Consider the following 17,193-nt stretch of genomic DNA (forward strand, 5'->3'; position numbering starts at 1 on the left):
TGATGTAATTGAACGATATTATTCAAGGGGTACTATTTTAAAGGCTGGCCAACTTACCCAGTTAACAGGGGCACAAAATTACCTTTGAAAAGGGAATGTTCCTAAGCCAATCCAAATAAAATGAATAGGCCGATTGTAAACGGCATAGTTATTTGGTTTCCCCGTTAACAGGCTGTTGATTGAGTTGCGGCAACCAATACGCCGGTGGCGCATTTTTCCAGGCAACATCAGCCCAACCGTTAGTCGTGTCCGGACGACGTGGCGCCCAGGTCCTGGGGCGTGGGAGAGAACAAACATATTGCTTCGCTGTGGCTACCTGGGAGGAGGCAGTCCAGCCGGCATCTACGTTGATCAGTTTGGGGTGTCCTTCCGCAGTGAACTTGGGGTTGCGGGAGCGTGCAATGAGTTGGCAGTGGCATTTAGATTCAAAAAGCGCACTGATAAAGCGGGGCTCCGTATCATCCATCCAGAGCAGGCGATCGCCAGGAACCAATTGGTCTTTATAAATGATAATGTCGTTGTCTGCGGCATTAGTCGCGCCTTCCGGGGAGCGGAACTCGTCATTAGAATGGTGTGCCGGATCATCGGTAAAGTAAAGTTCAAATGTATCTCCATCTGTATGGACCTGCCAGAGATCAATCATGGCGGCTTCCAGGGCAACGAGGGAAGGATAGGCACTTAAGAAAAGTATCTGGCCTGCCCGCATGGATAACAGCAGGCGATCGCCATGCTGCAGGTATAGCTGCGATTTCTTTGCCCAGGCTTTTATACCGTCGGTTTCCTGACGTGCCTGCAAAATGGTGCTGGCGGCCAGTTCCGGCGTCACTTCAAAAAACTCGCGGTTGGGACGGTATCGTTTTTCTTTAAGCAGCTCATGTACCCGTTTTTCTAACTCAGCAGGGTGAGAGGTAGTGGCCCTGAAAACTACCTCGAAAGGATCAGGCAACCCAGTGGAGAAAAGGCCAGTAGCCCGGTCTTCAGCCAGCCCCGTTGTCAAGCCAATTTTAACCAGTCCTGGCATTATTTTATTGGTGAGTACATAAACAAATCCGAAAGAATATTGCGACATCATCTCTGGCTTTAGGTAACCGAATAATGGATTTAATATACGAAATATTGGAGAGATGGGCAGTTTTGGGAGGATGCAGGTTTAAACGAAATGCTGTGAATCACCCTCCTTATCCCAGTAGGTATTTACAATATGCCTTAAAAATCCTACATATGATTTTACCTGTGCAGGCTGGGTAAAAGCAAAAAATTGATCATGGGTAGTATGAAATCCCATATAGAAAAGCCAGAACCCAGGCGAGAGGTAAGGTACCGCCGCCAGTTCCTGTTTACTGATAGTACGAGATGTACGATATCCATCCAGGAAAATGTGATAGGCATCATCCGCGGCTTGCTGTTTCATTCTTCCGGTGTATACTTCCAGGGCAAGGTGTTGCCAGAAGGTCATGATATCATTCACCAACCAGCCATAACCCATAAAATCAAAGTCAAAAAAGGTAACCGCATCATTTTCAAAATGAAAGTTTTTGGGGAGGAAGTCGAAATGACAATAGCCCTTGGAAAATTCAGCGGTGTGAACAGAGGATAATTTTTTTGCTATACGGTCAGCCATTTCCAGCAGCCAGGCATATCCTTCGGCATCTTCAACAAAGGCAGGCTTCAGCATGGCTAAAGGCTTAAAAACAGTTGTTCCCAGGTCAAAATTCCATCTTTCCCCTCCCAATCTGATGGTAGCAGATACGTGATGGAAGCGGGCCATTTCATGACCAAGGTGGCGAAGCTGGTTTTCATTCAATTGCCTGGCAGCCTGCCCTGGAGCATAGCTGAAAAGCACGGCATATCTTTCTCCTTCCGCTGCTTCCAGTTTAAGGATAGCTTGACCTGAAATATCGGAAATGGGGTACGATACCGCTACATTGGCTTCTTTCAATGCCGTTAATAACGCCACCTCCTCCCTTATCTGGGGTAAGCTTCGATGGGAAGTACGGTACACCCGCAGTATATAACGGTTTTGAGATGATGTTACGAGGTAAGTGTCGCCTACGCCCCGGACCAGGAGTTTACATTGAACGGTTCCTACGTCATATTTTTCTGAGAGGAGTGAAGATAATGCGTCGGGGCAAAGAGTTGAATAAGCGGCGGGGAATATAGGTTTCATAGAAATGAAGATACTCCAATATCGGGTACCCGGGAAAATAGGCGGACCGTCATCAGCCACTAATTGCAGGATCACAGATTGTTTATTACAACAAAAAGACCTTACAATAGTGCATTGTAAGGTCTTTTTATCCAGCCGGAATTTTTCTATAAGAAAATGTCCCGCGTTATTTCTTTTGTTTTTCCAGGAAGCTCACCAGGGATGCAAATTCCTCGTATGATAAGGCGTTGGCAAGGCCGGTTGGCATCATGGATGTTTTCATTTCCTTACGGCTCAGGATATCTGCCGCATTCACCGTGTATACTTCACCGGTAATATCTCTCATCACTACTTTGTTCGCTGTTTCTTCGGTAATAAATCCTACATAGGTTTTATTGCCTTTGGCAGTGATCGTGTAGGTAGCAAATCCCTGGGAAATAGAAGCATTCGGTTTCAGGATAGACTCAGCAATCCGTTCGCGGTTCATGATAGAGCCGATCTGTCCCATGAAAGGACCTTTCATTTTTTCGCTTCTGCTGAGACTATGACAGGCCACACAGCCCTGGTTGGTGAACAATATTTTGCCTTTGGCAGGATCTCCTTTTAATTGTTTAACCGCCAGCAGCACATCTTCAATAGAAGACTTACCTACTTGTCCTTTCTTGCTTTTTATTTTCTCCAGGTCTACTTTAGGCTCTTTTGCCGCAACGGGTTCCGCTTTTTTCAGCGGCGCAAATGCAGCGATTTCCATCCTGTGACGTGCGTCGAGGTCCCTGAAAAGAGCCAAACGCGCCGGGTTGGCGGCTTCTTTCTTCATGAACTTTTCGATCACGGGTGATCCTTCCCAGAGTACTGCTTTGTAGTAGGGTCCATGTGAATCTGGCCGGGTTCCCCACCACCAGGATGCATCATAGGTGTCCTCTTTTTTGTACAGGCGTGCCAGGGTAGTCAGGATCTGCTTTTTCAGCTTTTCATCTTTCGACTGTTTGTAGGCAGCAATTAAGCCATTCACCGCTTTTTCATCGTGCATATAGCGCAAAGCCCATAATGCCAGCGTGGCGTTGGGGCCGTTGACAGCCGATACGGCAGCATCTACGGCATTCAATGCTACCAGGGAGCGTACCGCCAGATGTGGCAGCACAATGGCGGCATTAGGAGTAGCATGGGGCCCTTCTTTATCGGTGGGAGGAGCCACGAACGACGCAGGCACTTTGGTTTGCAACAAAGCAGTGGCGGCTTCCATGCGGCCTAAGCGACCCAATCCTACGATGGCGGCAGCATGAACGCGCGGAGATGGATCTTTCAGTGCATCCAGGAAAGGTTGCTCCGGCACATCGGCCAGGAGGCCTTTACGATCTGCCAGGGCACGCAGGGCGTGCTCTTTCACAGAAGGATCTTTAGTCAGCTCCAATAAAGCCGGGATACCATTTTTGCCGGCGCCTTGGGCATAGGTGTAGAGACCAGCTACACGGGCATATAACGGCTGCTGTGCATCCGATGCCATCTTCAGCGCAGCTGCTAATCCTTGCTGGTCGCCCCGCTGGAGCAGTTCCTGGGAAGCATTTAACCGGGCTACCGCGCTGGGTGATTTCAGCAGGTTCACCAGTTCTTCTACCGAAGCCTTGTCCAGGTCTGGAAATGCTTTATAGGTCCAGTTATTGGGTACTGCCCGCACTACAAAGCCGATGGTATCGCTACCGGAATAACCCGCGCCATCCCAGGCGGAGAGGTAAAGCCGGCCGGATCCGTCCACATCCAGGTCGGTGATCTGTGGCAGCGCAATAAAGTCTTCTTCTTTTTGTGTGAAGGTGGCGCCATCAGGCTTTACGCGGTGAATGTAAAGCATGCTTCTTCCCCAATCGGCCATCATGGGAACATTGTTATATTTCTCCGGCCAATTGGGTTCCGACATAAACAGGGCGCCCGTACCAGAGCCGCCGCCGAGGTCGGCCAATGCTGGTAATATTTCGTCTGTAAAATGCTGGAATAATACCGGGTAACCGAATTCGCCGGATTGGATATGGTGGGAGAACCGTACATTCCATCCTCCGCCATCATTCGTGTTTTCTCTCGTAAACACGTTCATGTACGGGTCAATGGCTACATCATATACGTTGCGGGTACCGTGGGTAAATACCTCCATTTCGGTACCATCAGGGCGTACCCTTACGATGCCTCCACCCAGCATAGTCAGCTTTTTACCGGAACGGTCGGTGGCGTCATGGAAGCCAAAGTCGCCTACCGCGATATAAATCCAGCCATCAATACCCATGCGGATACCGTTGGTAGCGTGGTCTGTTCCGCGCTCCTGGATATATTTGGTGTTGCTGAGGTGCTCAATCAGTGGTTTGGGAGGGCCATCGGCCTTCCCATCGCCATCTTTATCTTCAAAAACCACCAGGGCCATCCCGGTGGCCTTACCTGTTTCGCTCGAAAAAGTAGTGTGTAATACAAATACCTGGTTGCCCATAACGATGATCCCGCGTGGATTGTCGACCATGGCAAATTCGGTATGCTGATCCATTTTTCCGTCATTGTTCGTGTCCACCAGCTTAAGTATCCGGCCTTTGCCCGGATCTTTTCCCAGCGAACCTATCTCATCCACCCCCACATATACTTCCCCGGTAGGCGCTACCGCCAGGCAGGCTGGGCTTGGGGTAATGGAAGGACCAGAAAATCGGGTGATGGTTAATTCAGAAGGGGCGGTCTGAGCATACCCCGAAAACGGTTTCAATAAACTAAGCGCTGTAAGAGAACAAATCAGCGTGTGTGGGAATTTAATCATTGAATTACTACGTGTTTTAGATACTATTACTATAACTAAGTACTTGGATAGCCGGTCAAGATATAAAAAATAAATTTCCATATTGGAATATTCTTGACAGAAGGAGGTAAAGGCGGGCTAATGGAAATAGGGGAGAAGGAGACGATGAGGGATCAGAATCTCATAATCTATAGCTTTTAAAACCGGCAGATGTTTATTCGCTTTAATTGGAGATAGGCGTTTACTGGTAACGCCGATTTAAATCTGGTTAAAAAACGTACTTAACGACTGCTCTGTGGGCAGGTTCATCTTTTTTCTAATTCTGTACCGGCTTACTTCTACGCCTCGTACTGTGATGTTCAATAATTGCGCAATTTCTTTTGTGGACAGGTTTAATTTAATATAAGCACATACTTTTAAATCGGAGTTGGTCAGTTGAGGGTATTGCTTTTTCAGTTTATTCAGAAAGTCGTCGTTCAGCTCATCAAAGTGTGCCGCAAACACGTCCCAGTTAGCATTAATCTTCTCTGCATCCTTGATCAGATCGGTAATACTCTTAATATTATTGTCGGGGTTGGCGTCGGTGTTGAGGCGCGATACCTTTTCCTTTATTTTCGTTAAAGTATCTGCTTTTTCCATGAGGTGCATGCTGGTATTGGCCAATTCCTTTTTCTTCAGCAGTACTTCCTGTGCTAATTTTTCGTTTTGTAGCTTGATGATTTCCTTTTCATTTTTTTCCAGCTCCAGGTGATGGATGTACTTGAGCTTCTTTTGCTCGTCTTCAAATTTTTGTTGTTGAATCAGCAGCTTATGCTTTAAATATTTACGTACCAGCAATACCAGGCCGGCTGCAATGGCCATATAGCAGAGCATTGCCCAGATGGTTTTATACCAGGGTGCTTTTATGATGAAGCTATAAGATACTACCGTGGATTCGTTATGCTGGTAGTCCCGCGCTTTTACCCTAAAGGTATATTTCCCATTGGGCAGGTTGGTATAGTCTTTTTCTGTTTTACTATCCCAGGAAGACCAGTCGGGGTCGTAGCCTTCCAGCTGGTAGCTATACGTAATGCTTTGCTGGAAATCATATACCGGCGAGCTGTATTCAAAATGAAAAGCATTATATGCAGATGGTAATTCCAGCAGGTGCTTGCCGCTGCCCGATGCAGAAGCCGCCAGGTAAGCATCCTGGTAACCACCAAAAATGGTGCTGTCGGATTTGCTGGTAGTCTTTACCATGCCCAGGCGAACGGCGACAGGCTGTTTGGCAGACGTATATCTTTGATAGTTGAGGTGAATTAATCCTTTTTCGGAGCCTATAAACACATTTTCGGGGTTATAGGCATAGATGTTTTCAAATTTTGGCAGGAGCTGTCCGGCTAATTCAGGGAAATAAGTGACTTGGGGCGCACGGGTGGTGTCGGTAGAGGAAAAATGCACCACGCCGGTTCCTTTCTCGCCGCAGAACCATATGTTACCTTCTTTGTCTTCCATGAGATAGCGTATTTTCATCCGGCCAAAAACGGAGGAAAGAAACCTGGAGAGAAAAAATTTATTGGTGGAGGTATTAAACTCGTAAAGACCTCCAGAGGTAGCAAAGAGGACCTGGTTCTTTATTTTGAATACAAAATTATTTAAGGTAGAGGGCAGGCCGTCATTGGAGGTATATAGATGGAAGGCGTATTTTTTCTTGTCTTGTGACAAGCTAACGCGATAGATGCCCCGGTAGGGGTGGGAGGCCCAGATATCGCCGTTGCTATCCAACGCCATAAACCGGTAGGAGTCGGGCGTTCCTTCTATTTTGCCTTCATCACTGAAATGATTGTCTTCATAACGGAGCCGCTTTAAACCATAGTACGTGCCCACTATAATATCCTGCACCGGGAAAACGGACGAGAGGGGAAGGAAATACCAGCTGCCGGCATCTCCGGAGAGCAGCCTGGCTTCATTTCCCTGTACATCGTAGCTGCCATTGTCGCTGCCCAGTAATAAATGTCCGTTTATCACAGCAAGATTCCACGCTTCCCGGTTGTCTGTATTTTTTACCAGGGCAAAATCATCCTGTGTCACATGGATATTTTTATTATCGGTCAGCAGGGCGCTATACAGCCCGTTGGAGGTAGCCACATACAACCTGTTATTGAATATGCTGGCAGAATAACCCGGCAGGTTGTTGGTTTTACCTACCTGGAGATACCTGATGGCAGAGTTGTAGTTGATATAACTGATACCGCTGTTCAGCCCTGTCCACAGGTTACCGCTGGCATCCTTGAAAACGCTCAGGGCGTTGTTATTCTGAAGTCCCTGGTCATTGGAGAAAGTCTGCCAGGTCTTATTCCTGATATCTACCACCAGGGCTCCCCCCGCCGAACTGGCTACCATCAATTCGGCGTCATTTACTTTTGCAGCACCGTTGATGTAGAGGTGACCGGGCAGGTTGTTTGGCTGCAGACTTATCGAGTTGTTGTGTAATAAAAAGATGCCATTTGTCCGGCTGACAATGAAAACACTGTCTTTGCCCATTGAAACGATACCTGCGGTGAGCATCCCGGCAATTTTTTTGCCATCGGGAACAGGGGCCCATTGGTTGTTATCGAATTGTAGCAGCCCCGCTACGCGATCAACTGCGTATATATGGTCGCCGGCGCGGGCCATGAAAAACCATTGCGCATTGGAAAGATGTACCCGGATTGATTTACCATTGTACTCAAAGATGCGGTCATCTCCCTGGAAAAATACCCGGCTGCCCATAATGGCAATATGCCATATGTCTGCAAATTTTTTGTGCTGTTCCGGAATATTGTTTTTTAAAGAAGTATAAGTCAGTACGCCATTGGAACCCGGGGCGAAGTACCCAATCTCATCCTGGCCCCCCACATAAATTTTCCCGTCATCACTCACTGCGAGCGACCAAATTACTGTGCTGTTGGGTAAGGGGTATAGTTTCCAATGACTTCCATCATAACTTAAGAGTCCATCGTTATTGGCAAAATACATCACACCATGTTTATCTTGTCCGATACCCCAGTTCTGGCTGCCTCCGTGATAGTCAAATTTGGTATAGTTGACAACAGCGGGAAGCCCACATCCATTTTGTGCATAAGCAGCATAACAGCAGGTGGATAACAGCCTAAAGAAAAGCAAGATATTAAACAGTGTCTTATTCATATTTCAATCCCCACATAACGATGTAGTAATGATGTAGTAGTATTGTAGTAGTGTCTTTCGCTATAAAAATAGGGAATTACGCGATAAGACGTAGTAATGAAGTGGTGCTTTTTTAACATTTTCTTACCAGTGAGGTTACATTTGTTGCTCTACGATTCGCTTATCAGGAACGACCAAAAAACTTAAATCTCACGTATGAAAAAAAAGTTCTCCAGAATTTTTGTCCTCCTTGTACTTTCCCTTTTTGTTCATCTTGCTACCTATGCCCAAAACAAAATTGTGAAGGGTACGGTGAAAGATGACAAAAATGCACCTGTCATCGGCGCTTCGATAGGTGTAAAAGGTACAGCTATTGGGACAGCCACCAATGAAACCGGGGCATTTACGCTTTCTATACCTTCCGGTTCAGATTCTCTCATAGTGTCAGCGATTGGTTTTGCAAGGCAGGCGGTGGCTATCACCGGCACAGTATTGAATATTCAGCTGGAGCCATCCAGAACGGGACTGGAAGAAGTAATAGTGGTAGGTTATGGTACACAGAAAAAGGCTGACCTCACCGCCCCGGTTACCACGGTTAATACAGAAAACATGCTTAAACGGACTACCGCTACACCAATGGAAGCCCTTCAGGGAAGTGTTCCCGGTGTACAGGTAGTTGCCAATGGCGCCCCGGGAAGCTCTCCGAATGTCCGCATCAGGGGGGTAGGGTCATTTAATAATGAAAATCCTTTATATGTGGTGGATGGAATGTTTGTGACAGACATTAGTTTTCTGAATCCCAACGACATTGCCGACATGTCTATCCTGAAGGATGCCTCCGGCGCCGCCATTTATGGGGTACGTGCTGCCAATGGGGTGGTGCTGATCACCACCAAAAAAGGGAAGGCCAATATGAAAACCCGCGTAACCTATAATGGTTATGTAGGCGTGCAAAAGCCCACACATGTGCTCAAAATGGCCAATGGACAGCAATATACTTCGTTTTCCCTGCAACGGGGTGCTGCGGCAGATAGCGGTACGGTGTTGCTGTCTTCAGAAAGATTCGGTGGCACCGGGCTTAATCCTACTACCAGCACTGATTGGTATGATGTAATATTGAGAAAAAGCGCCCTGATCACAAATCATGGCATCGATGTACAGGGAGGAAGCGATAAGGTAACTTATTCCATGGGCCTGAACTATACCTACCAGAATGGTATTTTAAACGCGCAGAATGATTTTAAAAGATATAACGGCCGGTTACAACTGGAGGCCAAGGCATTTAGCTGGCTGAAAGTAGGATTCTCCGCTATCTTTAATAATTCTACTACGTTTAATCCCAATTACGGCGCTTTCCTGGATGCTTATACGGCTTCTCCGCTGTTCCCGGTATACGACAACGCCAACGTGAATGCTTTCCCGGTGAAATTTACCGCCGCTTCTGTGATCGGAAGATCGGATGATAAAAACCCGATGGCCTCCGCCTATTATAATTATGACCGGTCAAAGGCTTTCCAGATATTACCGACCATATATGGTGAAGCCAGCTTCTGGCAGAATAAACTCACCTTCAGATCCCAGTTGAGTGAGATCTATGGTTCGCTGTTGGGAACAAATTACCTGCCTGCCAGGAACCTGGGCCCTGGTGCAGATGGCGCGGTCAAATCTCATCTGAAATCTATCCAGGAAAGAACCACCAATTATATATTGGATAACCTGCTTACCTATAGGGACAGCAAAGGGCTGCATCACTGGAGCCTGTTACTGGGACAATCTACCAGGGAAGAGCGGTGGCGTCAGACACGGACGGAAGCCGATGACGTACCGAATGTGGAAGAAGCGTGGTATGCCGGCCAGGGCACGCCCAGCGCTGCCTACTACGGAGAAGATGGTACCCGTAATGCCGGCCTTTCCTATTTTACACGCGGCACCTATGATTATGACAATAAATACTTACTGACGGCCACCTTCCGCGCAGATGGAAGTTCGAAATACCAGACTAAATGGGGATATTTCCCGTCAGTGGGCCTTGGATGGGTATTGAGCAGGGAAGCATTTATGAAGAACCAGAGAATTTTCGATTTCTTAAAGCTGAGAGGTAGCTGGGGAAAACTTGGAAATGACGGCGTAAATTCCAATGCTGGTTATGCTATCGTAAAAACCGGCAACAGTGCTTCCGCTGTTTTTGGTAGCACCGCAGGCGCCAATGGCGTATATGTGCCCGGATACTCCGTGAACAGGTTCTTTACCAATGTTACCTGGGAAGTTGTCACTGAATGGGATGGTGGTGTTGACTTTGAGCTGCTAAGGGGAAGGTTAAAAGGCTCCGTTGACTATTTCAACCGGAAAACTACCCAGGCCGCCTTCAACAAGCCAATTCCTTTCACTTATGCGAGTGTATATGGTAACTGGGCAAGTATGGTGAACAGTGGCTGGGATGTGGCACTGAGCTGGAATGATAAAATTGGTGAGCTGGGATACCAGATCGGCGCGAATATGTCGACCCTGAAAAACAAGGTGACCGATTTGGGAACGCTGCCAAGTTCCACCAGCGGTTTCCCTGAATGGACCGCAGAATTCCCCAACCGTATCGTTGTAGGACAGCCGATTAACTACTTCTATGGTTATGAATTTACCGGCGTATATCAAACGCAGGATGAAATCAACAATGATCCGATTGCAAAGAACTACAACCAAACGGCTACCTCGAAAATTGTTCCTGGTTTCCCGAAGTATAAAGATCAGAACGGCGACGGGGTATTGGATAATAACGACCGTATCAACATGGGCAGCTATTTACCAAAGGTTACCTATGGTTTCAATATAGCGCTTACTTATAAGAAGTTCGACTTTAGCGTGGCATTCCAGGGCGTGTCTGGCAATAAAATCTTCAATCTCAACAGGGGACGGCTTTATAAAGCTTCCACTTCCCTGAACCTGGATGAAAAATTTGCGTCAAACCTTTGGACTGGTCCGGGATCAACCAATGCCTATCCTTCTGCTTATGCCCTGGGACAAGGTTGGTTTAAAGTGAGCAACTCCTTCTTTGTAGAAAGCGGCGCTTACCTGCGCGTGCAAAACATCCAGCTGGGATATAACTTTAATGTGGGCAAACAATCGCCTATCGCTATGAGGGTATTTGCTACCGCCGACAGACCATTCATATTTACCCGCTACAACGGCTTTACACCTGAAGTGGGTACCAATACCGCTGGCGGTTACCCGGTGTCTGGCTATGATGCTAATGTGTACCCGGTTTCTTCTTCCTACAGTTTAGGTGTTAGGGCTGCTTTCTAAGGAAAGCTCACTTGTAAGGATACACGAAAAGTATCCTTGATACCCGTTATAGAAAATTTAAAAAAGAAAACATGAGAAACTACATATCAATTTTGCTCATCGTACTGCTTTTATCTTCCGGTTGTTCCAAGTTCCTGGATCGACCGTCGGAAAATAAGCCGCAGGCAACCACTATCGACTATACTGATTTATCATTAATGTACCAGCCAGTATCTGGTGTATACAGAACCGCTGCCAGCGGCACTTTTGGAAAATGGATCAGCATGGCCATCCGGTCTTCCCGTAGTGATGATATTGAGCCGGGAAATGATGACGCCGGACAAATAGGCATCCACAATTTTCAAACTGATGTCACCGTAAAAAGCTATTGGGGCATCAACGACATGTGGATCAGCATGTATGCCGTGGTGCTGGGGGCAAATAGCGCATTGGCAGAGCTGGATAAATTTGGAAAAAACATCCCCGCCGCTGACGCAGACAAAAATAAGCTGCTGGCAAGATACCAGGCAGAGGTGCGCTTCTATAGAGCGCTTGCGCAGTTCTGGCTAGGCAGAAGCTTTGGCGCGGTACCCATCCTGGGATTGGAAAGCAACGATCCGGCTAAGCTGGGAACCGTTGGGAAAAGCAGTATAGAAGACGTGAATAAGTATGTGATGGCTGAAATGGATTTCTGTATTGCCAACCTCGAAGATGCCCGGCCTAATGCCGCTACACACGTTGGCGGGGTGACCAAATATACTGCACTGATGCTGAAAGCCAAAGCAGCCATGGACCTGGCAGGTAACAACAATGGTAGCACCTATTGGGACGTGGTACTGGATTGTACTAACCAAATCGTGAACAGTGGTAAATTCTCCCTGTTCAGTAATTACTACCAGCTGTTTAAAATGCCCGGTAAGTTGTGTGATGAAAGCATTTTAGAACTGCAATATTCTGATTTCGGAAAATCCAGTGGCGATATCGTGATCTCTGGCGGCCCCGGTGAAGAGTGGGGTAACTTCTTTTTCTTCCAGGGTCCTGAAAATACCTACAGTTCAGTTATTACTGGTCCAGGCTGGATGGTGCCTACACAAAAAGCGGTTGATTTCCTGAAATCACGTAATGATAGTGTACGTTTAAAAATGGCGATCCAGTATTGTGGCGTTAATGGCGCTCCGGGCACCTATTCCGTTACACCAGATGGTGATACGATCTCCGGAAATGGATCCAGGAAGAAATATTTCAATGGTAAATCATATACGCCGAGCTCACAAATGACACCGGGCAGGGTTGATTATTATGGCGCCAATAACAATGTCCGTATCATGCGTTACGCAGAAGCGTTGTTAATGAATGCTGAGGCTAAAATACGCAAAGGCCAGAACGGCGATGCCCAGGTAAACCTGGTCAGAAACCGGGTAAAGCTGGCATCTATCAATGGTGTAACCCTGCAACAGCTCCTGGATGAGCGCCATGCAGAACTAATCTGCGAATGGTGGGGCGAGAGATTTAACGACCTGTTGAGAACCGACCAGGCGGCTACCGTACTCCCTGGATTTATAAAGGGAAGAAGTGAATACATTCCGATTCCACAGGCACAGGAAGACATCAATTCCCTGCTGAAATAATTTTAATGATAGTAAAGAAAGCGCTAAATCTAATGAAAAGAAGTATCTATTGTCTCGTTTTAACCTGGGTGGGATGTTGCTTTATCGCAACATCCCAGGCCCAATCCATTAAACGTCATACGAAATGGAAATTGACCTGGAGCGATGAGTTTAATTACAACGGGTTGCCGGATAGCACCAAGTGGGGCTATCAAACCGGGCGATCCGGCTGGGGAAATAATGAGTTACAGTTTTACACCGCCGCCGATGTCAATAATGCGAAAGTAGAAAATGGTAAATTGTCTATAACGGCCAGGAATGGCGGCAGTGGCGATCGCCAATACACTTCTGCCAGGATGATTACCAAAAACAAAGGCGACTGGAAATATGGAAAGCTGGAGGTAAGCGCTATGCTTCCCAAGGGCAGAGGCCTTTGGCCTGCTATCTGGATGTTGTCGACCGACGACGAATACGGCGGCTGGCCGGAAAGCGGAGAGATTGATGTGATGGAGCATGTGGGCTATATGAAAGACAGCATTTTTGGAAGTTTGCACAGCAAAACCTATAACCATGTTATCGGAACGCAGAAAACAAAAGGTGTTTATATAAAACAACCCTACGACAAGTTTCATGTGTATGCAATAGAATGGACCCCTGATAATATCACCTTCCTGCTGGACGGGAAGGTGTATTACCAGGTAGCCAATGAACACAAAGGTCATGAAGGATGGCCGTTTGATAAGAAGTTCTATTTGCTGTTGAATGTGGCCGTAGGCGGCAATTGGGGCGGAAAGGAAGGTGTGGATGAAGCGGTGTTCCCTGCAGCCATGCAGGTAGATTACGTAAGAATGTACGAATGGGTGCAGTAGCACTCGGATAAAAATTTCAAAGAACGGAAATCATGCCTTTTAGGAAAATATATGCAGTCGTTGCGGCTGCCGCCTTGTTATGCGTTGCTGATAAAGCTATCTGCCAGGTAAATACCGTAGATGTACGTGTAAATGCGCTGCTGGCAAAGATGACATTGGAAGAGAAGATTGGTCAGCTGAATCAGTATAACGGTAACTGGGAAGCCACCGGCCCTGTTTCCCAGGTGGGGGATAAGATAGCCGCCGTTAAGGCGGGTCGCGTAGGAGCGGTGTTAAACATCATGGGCACGGAACATGTAAAGGCTTTCCAGGATGCGGCGATGCAGTCGCGCCTCAAAATTCCGCTGCTATTCGGGCAGGATGTGATACATGGCTACAGCATCACTTTCCCCATTCCTTTAGCGCAGGCCGCCAGCTGGGATATGGAAGCTATTGAAAGAGCAGAACGGGTGGCAGCCATAGAATCGGCCGCATCAGGCATTAACTGGACTTTTTCGCCCATGGTAGATATTGCCCGCGACCCCCGCTGGGGAAGGGTGATGGAAGGCGCCGGAGAAGATCCTTTCCTCGGATCAAAGATAGCCGTGGCCAGGGTAAAAGGCTTCCAGGGAAAAGGACTGGGCTCCCCCGATGCGATCATGGCCTGTGCCAAGCATTTTGTAGCTTATGGAGCAGCCATTGGCGGCAGGGATTATAACAGCGTAGACATGAGCCTGCATTCCCTCTGGGAAACTTACCTGCCACCATTTTATGCCGCGCAGCAGGCCGGTGTAGCCACCTTTATGAATTCATTTAATGACCTGAATGGCATACCGGCATCCGGCAGCAGTTACCTGCAACGGGATATTCTTAAAGGAAAATGGAATTTCAAAGGGTTTGTAGTCAGCGACTGGGGCTCTATAGGAGAGATGGTCAGTCACGGGTATGTGAAAGATAACTATGAAGCGGCGGCTGTAGCTATCCAGGCCGGAAGCGATATGGATATGGAAAGCGGGAGCTATATCGGGCATCTGAAACAGCTGGTAACAGATAAGAAAGTAGATGTGCGGTTAATCGATGATGCCGTTCGCAGGATACTCCGGAAGAAGTTTGAACTGGGACTGTTTGAAAATCCCTACCGGTTTATTGATGCCAAACGGGAACAAACGCTGCTCTATACGCCGGAAAACCTTGCTGTAGCAAGGGAGGTGGCAAGAAAGAGCATCGTGTTGCTGAAGAACGACCAACATCTCTTACCGGTTACCTCCGGTAAAAGTATCGGCTTAATCGGCCCGTTGGTAAAAGCAAAAAGAGAATTAAAAGGATTTTGGTCTTTGAATGTTAATCTTGGTGAAGATATCCCATCGCTGATGGATGGCTTGCATGCACAGCTTCCGGATGCACCGCTGCTGTACGCACCTGGCTGTGGGATTACAGATTCTTCCCGCGCCGGCTTTGAAGAAGCGGTAGCGGTGGCCCGGAAATCAGATGTGGTGATTATGGCGATGGGGGAAGCCCCCGACATGACGGGGGAAGCTAAAAGCCGGTCCAGCATACATCTCCCGGGCATACAGGAAGAACTGATAAAGGCAATCGTGGCAACAGGTAAGCCGGTAGTGCTGGTATTGATGGCGGGGCGGCCCATGGTTTTTGACTGGGCATCGGAACATGTGCCCACAATCGTATATGCCTGGTGGTTAGGAAGCCAGGGAGGATACGCGATGGCAGATGTATTGCTCGGTAAATACAATCCCTCTGCAAAGCTGCCCATGACGTTTCCCCGCTCGGAAGGGCAAATTCCCATCTACTATAATCACTATAGTACAGGAAGGCCGCCGGCAAGCGATACCGACCGGTTTTATAAGTCGGCCTATACCGATCTGCTCAACTCTCCCCGTTATGCTTTTGGACACGGATTAAGCTACACCAGCTTCGCTTACAGCGATCTGAAATGGGAAAGAACCGGGAAAGAAAACATAAAAGTGTCCTTCCAGGTAAAAAATACGGGTGATTATGCAGGAGAAGAAACTTCCCAGTTGTATATTCATAATATTGTATCCAGGCCACTGCGCCCTGTAAAAGAATTAAAAGGGTTTAAAAAAGTTTTCCTTCAACCGGGCGAAACTAAAGCAGTTACCATAGTGTTTACAAAAGAAGAACTCTGTTCTTACAATGAAAAATTAGAGAAAGTTGTACTGCCTGTAGCATGCCAGATCATGATCGGAAGTGCATCTGATGATATCAGGTTACAAACAGCTACCATCAATAATATTTTTAGTGAACCACTTTAACATTAAACTATGAAACGAGTGAAAGTCGCCCTGTTAGGAGCCGGATTTATTGCCGATATCCATATGGAAAGTTATACACGGTTTGTTCCGGAAGCGGAAGTCGTAGCCGTGTATGCGAGAAATGCCGAAAAAGCAAAAGCCTTTGCCGACACGCATCATATTGCGCAGCATTTTTCTTCCATCGATGAGTTGTTGCAACAGGTTGAAGTGGATGTGGTAGATATTTGTCTCCCTAATTTCCTGCACAAGGAAGCAACGCTGAAAGCCGCTGCCGCAGGGAAGCATACTATTATTGAGAAGCCTTTGGCGGTTACACTGGAAGAAGCAGATGAAATGATTGCTGCCTGCGAAGCGGCCAACGTAAAGCTGATGTATGCAGAAGAACTTTGTTTTGCGCCCAAGTACGAACGCGCCCGGAAACTGGTGGAAGAAGGCGCAGTGGGCGAGATTTATATGTTAAAGCAATCAGAGAAACATTCTGGTCCGCATTCCGATTGGTTTTATGATGTAAATCAGTCTGGCGGGGGCGTACTGATGGACATGGGTTGCCATGGTATCGCCTGGTTCCGGTGGATGTTAAAGAACAGCAAAGCCGTAAGTGTTATGGCATCTATGAACACGGTGCTCCACAAGAAGAGGACCAGGGGAGAAGATAACTCCGTGGTGATCATAGAATTTGAAAATGGGGTGACAGGCGTAGTCGAAAACTCCTGGGCCAAACAGGGCGGTATGGATGACCGCAGTGAAATTCATGGCCTGGATGGGGTGGCTTATGCGGATCTTTTTACCGGGAACTCCGTGCTGGCCTATAGTAAAAATGGCTATGGTTATGCCATGGAAAAAACAGATACTACTGTAGGGTGGAGCTTTTGCATCTTCGAAGAAGCCTTTAACCAGGGATATCCGCAGGAATTGAAGCACTTTATTGAATGTGTACAACAAGACCGTGAACCACTGGTAACGGGGAAAGATGGAAGAGCGGTGCTGGAAATTATCTATGCCGCCTATGCATCTGCAGGGCAGGGCAAACGGATAACGCTTCCCTTTAACCAGCAGGTAGAAAAGCCAATTGATCTATGGTTGAACCCAACCACCACCACTAAATAACCAGATG

General features: G+C 47.4%; 9 protein-coding genes. 5 read left to right on the top strand and 4 right to left on the bottom strand.

Annotated features, from left to right (window positions below):
• Positions 1 to 148: 148 nt before the first annotated feature.
• The 4 genes from FHW36_RS14610 to FHW36_RS14625 form a co-directional block, all read right to left on the bottom strand.
• Positions 149 to 1,069 (bottom strand): GIY-YIG nuclease family protein, encoded by a 921-nt coding sequence (locus tag FHW36_RS14610; RefSeq protein ID WP_186452447.1) that lies wholly within the window; start codon positions 1,067 to 1,069, stop codon positions 149 to 151.
• An 81-nt stretch (positions 1,070 to 1,150) separates the two neighbouring features.
• Positions 1,151 to 2,167 (bottom strand): phosphotransferase enzyme family protein, encoded by a 1,017-nt coding sequence (locus tag FHW36_RS14615; RefSeq protein WP_145670149.1) that lies wholly within the window; start codon positions 2,165 to 2,167, stop codon positions 1,151 to 1,153.
• A 166-nt stretch (positions 2,168 to 2,333) separates the two neighbouring features.
• Positions 2,334 to 4,931 (bottom strand): DUF7133 domain-containing protein, encoded by a 2,598-nt coding sequence (locus tag FHW36_RS14620; protein WP_145670152.1) that lies wholly within the window; start codon positions 4,929 to 4,931, stop codon positions 2,334 to 2,336.
• 237 nt (positions 4,932 to 5,168) lie between these two features.
• Positions 5,169 to 8,078: a ligand-binding sensor domain-containing protein gene (locus tag FHW36_RS14625; protein WP_145670155.1), complete on the bottom strand. Its 2,910-nt coding sequence runs from the start codon at positions 8,076 to 8,078 to the stop codon at positions 5,169 to 5,171.
• A gap of 195 nt (positions 8,079 to 8,273) precedes the next feature.
• Here FHW36_RS14625 and FHW36_RS14630 point away from each other — a divergent pair, with 195 nt between their 5' ends.
• The 5 genes from FHW36_RS14630 (at position 8,274) to FHW36_RS14650 (ending at position 17,186) form a co-directional block, all read left to right on the top strand.
• The gene (locus FHW36_RS14630) at positions 8,274 to 11,354 is read left to right on the top strand and encodes a SusC/RagA family TonB-linked outer membrane protein (RefSeq protein ID WP_145670158.1); all 3,081 of its coding nucleotides are present in this window, start codon (positions 8,274 to 8,276) and stop codon (positions 11,352 to 11,354) included.
• Between the two features lie 71 nt (positions 11,355 to 11,425).
• The gene (locus FHW36_RS14635) at positions 11,426 to 12,961 is read left to right on the top strand and encodes a RagB/SusD family nutrient uptake outer membrane protein (protein WP_145670160.1); all 1,536 of its coding nucleotides are present in this window, start codon (positions 11,426 to 11,428) and stop codon (positions 12,959 to 12,961) included.
• A 32-nt stretch (positions 12,962 to 12,993) separates the two neighbouring features.
• Positions 12,994 to 13,809 (top strand): glycoside hydrolase family 16 protein, encoded by an 816-nt coding sequence (locus tag FHW36_RS14640; RefSeq protein ID WP_145670164.1) that lies wholly within the window; start codon positions 12,994 to 12,996, stop codon positions 13,807 to 13,809.
• 32 nt (positions 13,810 to 13,841) lie between these two features.
• Complete coding sequence (locus FHW36_RS14645; RefSeq protein ID WP_145670166.1) at positions 13,842 to 16,079, top strand: glycoside hydrolase family 3 N-terminal domain-containing protein; 2,238 nt, start codon at positions 13,842 to 13,844, stop codon at positions 16,077 to 16,079.
• 9 nt (positions 16,080 to 16,088) lie between these two features.
• Entirely contained in the window at positions 16,089 to 17,186 is a 1,098-nt protein-coding gene (locus FHW36_RS14650) for a Gfo/Idh/MocA family protein (protein WP_145670168.1), read from the top strand.
• Positions 17,187 to 17,193 lie beyond the last annotated feature (7 nt).

Source organism: Chitinophaga polysaccharea, from assembly GCF_007829335.1.
Taxonomy (GTDB): Bacteria; Bacteroidota; Bacteroidia; order Chitinophagales; family Chitinophagaceae; genus Chitinophaga; species Chitinophaga polysaccharea_B.

Coding starts and splice junctions, on each gene's coding strand:
- FHW36_RS14610 (WP_186452447.1), bottom strand. CDS start 1,069: ATGTCGCAATATTCTTTCGGATTTGTTTATGTACTCACCAATAAAATA.
- FHW36_RS14615 (WP_145670149.1), bottom strand. CDS start 2,167: ATGAAACCTATATTCCCCGCCGCTTATTCAACTCTTTGCCCCGACGCA.
- FHW36_RS14620 (WP_145670152.1), bottom strand. CDS start 4,931: ATGATTAAATTCCCACACACGCTGATTTGTTCTCTTACAGCGCTTAGT.
- FHW36_RS14625 (WP_145670155.1), bottom strand. CDS start 8,078: ATGAATAAGACACTGTTTAATATCTTGCTTTTCTTTAGGCTGTTATCC.
- FHW36_RS14630 (WP_145670158.1), top strand. CDS start 8,274: ATGAAAAAAAAGTTCTCCAGAATTTTTGTCCTCCTTGTACTTTCCCTT.
- FHW36_RS14635 (WP_145670160.1), top strand. CDS start 11,426: ATGAGAAACTACATATCAATTTTGCTCATCGTACTGCTTTTATCTTCC.
- FHW36_RS14640 (WP_145670164.1), top strand. CDS start 12,994: ATGAAAAGAAGTATCTATTGTCTCGTTTTAACCTGGGTGGGATGTTGC.
- FHW36_RS14645 (WP_145670166.1), top strand. CDS start 13,842: ATGCCTTTTAGGAAAATATATGCAGTCGTTGCGGCTGCCGCCTTGTTA.
- FHW36_RS14650 (WP_145670168.1), top strand. CDS start 16,089: ATGAAACGAGTGAAAGTCGCCCTGTTAGGAGCCGGATTTATTGCCGAT.